Source organism: Pseudoduganella sp. RAF53_2 (assembly GCF_052113985.1).
In the GTDB taxonomy this organism is placed as follows: Bacteria; Pseudomonadota; Gammaproteobacteria; order Burkholderiales; family Burkholderiaceae_D; genus Rugamonas.
The window spans coordinates 1-3891 of the sequence record NZ_JBFRDW010000588.1 but is presented as its reverse complement, the minus strand read 5'-3'; the positions used below and the strand labels follow the sequence as shown (position 1 = coordinate 3891).

Here is a 3891-nt window from a genome sequence, read left to right as displayed (position 1 = left end):
GTACAGGAAGTTCAGGCGCAAGGACTGGGCTTTGTCGCCGCGTGCCAGGATGCGCTGCAGCAGCGGCGCGGCCGCCTCGGTCCAGGCCTGGTAGCGCTCCATACGGGCGGCGAAGTATTCGTCCTGCGCCGCTTCATCTTCAGGGATGCGGTAGAACGCATCGTCGGCGCGCTTGTAGGCAAAGCCCAGCAGGAAGCGCAGCTCCACGGCTTCATCGTCCGAGCCGAAGGTGGTTGGCGACCAGCCGGAGATGCTGCGCTGCAGGGCAGGAGCTTCGCGTACCTTCTTGTCGGTCAGCGAGACGGCGGCTTCGCGCACCATGGCGTTCAGCTGGCCGTAGGTGATGCGCTCCGCTTCGTTCAGGTCATAGGCGTGCTGCACCAGCACGATTTTGGCTTTGGGGCTTTCCAGGCCGCCGCTGCGCAGGCTTTCCACCAAGGCAGCGTAGGCTTGCTCGTCCTGGAAGCTGTCCGCTTCGGACAGGCCGCCCTGGCTATGCACGAACACTGGAATGGCAAAGGCGTTGACTTCCATCTCCGGACCGTCTTCGCGATGCAGCAGCAGCGTGCCCGCGTGTTCCTCAATGGTGTCGCGCAAGAGCTGGTAGCCGGCGCTGTCATCAAAGCGCGCAATTTCCAGCGCGCCGTACAGGATGTCGTTCTTCTGCTGGTTCAGGTAGCGGCGAATCTGGCGATGAAAGTCCAGCTCATATTCGCTCATGTCCTCGTATTCCTGCTCGGCGACGGTGAGCGCGAGTTCGGCCAGCGCCTGGCTCAGGGCATCTTCTTTTTCGGCAGGCGCCGTGTGAGACTTGCGGAGGACGGGCTTCTTATTCTTGGGCATATTCCGGGCGGCGCCCGGAAGCGCCTCAATGTTCGATGTGGAAGGTTTCGTGCAGTTCGTCGAGCAGGTCGGCGGTTTCGTCTTCGCTCATGCCGAGATGCTGGCAGGCCAGCTCGCCGCCTTTCGCCCACTCGGGCGATTCAGGGTTGCCATGGTAGCGCTGAATGGCGCGTTCCGCCAGCACCGAGCCCGCCACCAGGGAGCGGATGGCGTCATCCGTGGCGCCGTCGGCCAGCACTTCATAGTCGTGATGGTGCAGGATGGCCCAGGACACGTCCGGCGAGAGCCCCCAGTTGCGGGCCAGCAGGCAGCCGATGGAGGCGTGGTTGGTCATGTGGCGCGCATCTTCCACCGCCGTGAATTTCAGCGTGGCGCTGCCGGAGGCGCGGTCCAGCGTGGCGGCATAGTCGCTGAAGCGGTTCATCAGGATCGGGATGCCGATATCGCAGAACAGGCCGAAGGTGTGGGCGATATCCGGCGGCGCCAGGCGCAGGCGGCGCGAAATGAACACCAGCGCCTGGGCGCGGCGCGCCGACATTTCCCAGAACTGGTTGAGCGACGCTTCATTGCCCTCGATGGCCTGGCGGGCCAGCAGGCCGGTCAGCAGGGCGGCGCAATTGGTAATGCCGAGGAAGTTGATGGCCTGTTCCACCGACTTGGCCTTGCGCTGAGCGCCATAGAAAGGCGAGTTGGCCAGCTTCAGCAGCGCACCCGACATGCCCACGTCATTGGCAATGATGCGGGCGATATTGCGCGGCGACGGATCTTCCCGGCCCAGTTCAGCTTGCAGGTCGACGAGCAGGCTTGGCCGCGGCGGAATACGGATCGAGCGCAGAAGGGCTTCTTCTGCGGTGTCGGCTGGCGCCGGCGCTGCTGCTGTTGTCATTTTGCTTCCACTGAACTGCGTTAAACGGACCGCTGTCATTATCGCCGCATCTATCCACTACGGCTYATTTATCAGAAGAAATATTTTATCGTTTGTTGCCCAAGTGCATGATTTTGATAGCGTTTTGGCAGGCCAATCGGACAAGCTTGCAATGCTTGCTACAATCGCCGGCATGACCAGACTAATCGCAGGAATCGACTTTGAACGTCCCGCACACGAGGTGGCACGCAAGCTCATCGGCGTGACCGTGCTCGTCGATGGCGTCGGCGGACGTATCGTGGAAACCGAAGCTTATGACCGCGAAGATCCGGCATCGCATGCCTTCACGGGACGATCTGAGCGCAACTTCGCCATGTTCGGTCCGCCGGGACATGCTTATGTCTACCGCTCGCACGGCTTGCATTGGTGCCTCAACTTCGTCTGCATGGAGGACGGGCACGGCGCGGGGGTGCTGATCCGCGCGCTGGAGCCGGTGGAAGGTCTGGAGGCCATGCACGCGCGGCGCAAATTCGATGACGTGCACATCCTGTGCGCCGGGCCTGGGCGTTTATGCCAGGCCATGGCCGTCACGCGCGCCCACAACGCCATGGCGCTGGACGCGCCGCCATTCGAACTGCGTCCCCGCACGGGCCAGGTGCAAGTCGTTGCCGGCCCGCGCATCGGCATCAGCAAAGCCGTCGACGTCCCCTGGCGCTTCGGCCTCGCCGATTCGCCTTACCTCAGCAAGCCGTTCCGCTAAGCGCTCGCGACCCGCGCTCGCGCTGCCGCGCGTTCGCCGCGCCGTCGAACGCGCGGTAATGGGCATCGGTGCTCGCCGGCTCGGCGTCGGGCGCGGGCGGCCGGTCCAGCTCGAAGACTGCGATCGCGCTGGCGAGGTGGCTGGCCTGCTCCTCCAGGCTGGCCGCCGCAGCGGCAGCTTGCTCGACCAGCGCCGCATTCTGCTGCGTCACGTCATCGATCTGCACCACGGCCTTGTTCACTTCAGAAATCCCCTGCGCCTGTTCCGCGCTGGCAGCGTTGATGCGCTCGATCACGTCGTTCACCTGCCGCACCGACGCCAYGATATCGCCCATGCTATTGCCCGCCACGCCAACCGACGCGGCGCCGCGGTCCACCGTGGCCACCGATTCCGCGATCAGCGCCTTGATCTCCTTCGCCGCCGACGCCGAGCGCTGGGCCAGCGTGCGCACTTCCGCCGCAACGACTGCAAAGCCGCGTCCCTGCTCTCCGGCGCGCGCCGCCTCCACCGCCGCATTCAGGGCCAGGATATTGGTCTGAAACGAAATCCCATCGATTACGCCAATGATCTCCACGATCTTGCGCGAGCTGGCGCGGATCGAGTCCATGGTGGACACCGCCTGCGCCACCGCATCGCCGCCTTTTGAAGCAAGATCCRACGCCACCGCCGCCAGCGCGCAAGCCTCGCGTGCGTTCTCCGCGTTCTGGCGCACCGCATTGGTCAGGCTATCCATTGCGCTGGCGGTTTCCTCCAGCGACCCTGCCTGCATCTCGGTGCGCGTTGAAAGATCCATATTCCCGGTTGCGATCTCGCGCGCCGCCGTGTCGATCGAAACAATGGATTCGCATATCGTGCGCAGCGTCGTGTTTAGACCCGCAATGCTCTGATCCAGCACACGCGACGTCTCAGCAATTTCATCCTTGCCCCGACTGGACGCCTGCGCCGTCAGCTTGCCCGCCGCCAGGCTGCGCACCGTGCCGCCGATCAGCGCAATATCGCGCAGCAGGGCCGCCCGAACGCGCATCGACACCAGCAGCGACAGCGCCACCGATAGCGCGGCAATGCCCGCCATCGTCCCGCCCAAAGAACGGAAGTCGCCGCGCGCCTGCGCGAAAGCCGTCTCGCTCAGCGTCTTCTCCAGCCCCGCTAACCGCGCCAGCTGCGCGTCCAGCGCCTCGAACTGCTTCTCGGCTTTGGACATCGCGTTGGTCGCAATCGACTGGTCCAGCTGGGCCAGATCGATCGTCTCCAGCACGCCGCGCCGGTAAGCGTTGAGCGCCTTCAGTGAGGCCTCTACGATCGGCTTCTCGTCAGGCGAAGCCACTTCCGCCAGCGCGCGCAACTGGGTGCCGATGGATGCATGCCGCGCGCGAATCTGGGCAATCAGCGCATCCAGTCTCTCCTTGGCGAAGCTGCCGTTAAT

The 3891-nt window shown here is 64.3% G+C and carries 4 protein-coding genes; 1 reads left to right on the top strand and 3 read right to left on the bottom strand.

The window, feature by feature from the left end:
- Positions 1-843, bottom strand: an 843-nt coding sequence (locus AB4Z11_RS25945; RefSeq protein ID WP_442028704.1) for a DUF2863 family protein, incomplete at its 3' end; no start/stop codon positions are given.
- Positions 844-868: 25 nt separating this feature from the next.
- Positions 869-1729, bottom strand: a complete 861-nt coding sequence (locus AB4Z11_RS25940) for an HDOD domain-containing protein (protein WP_442028703.1) — start codon at positions 1727-1729, stop codon at positions 869-871.
- A 151-nt stretch (positions 1730-1880) separates the two neighbouring features.
- Between AB4Z11_RS25940 and AB4Z11_RS25935 the strand changes: the two genes are divergently transcribed.
- A complete protein-coding gene (locus AB4Z11_RS25935) occupies positions 1881-2468 on the top strand; it encodes a DNA-3-methyladenine glycosylase (RefSeq protein ID WP_442028701.1) in 588 nt (195 codons plus the stop codon).
- Here the strand turns inward: AB4Z11_RS25935 and AB4Z11_RS25930 are convergent.
- The coding region (locus tag AB4Z11_RS25930) for a methyl-accepting chemotaxis protein (protein ID WP_442028699.1) at positions 2449-3891 on the bottom strand (1443 nt) is incomplete at its 5' end. The genes AB4Z11_RS25935 and AB4Z11_RS25930 overlap by 20 nt on opposite strands.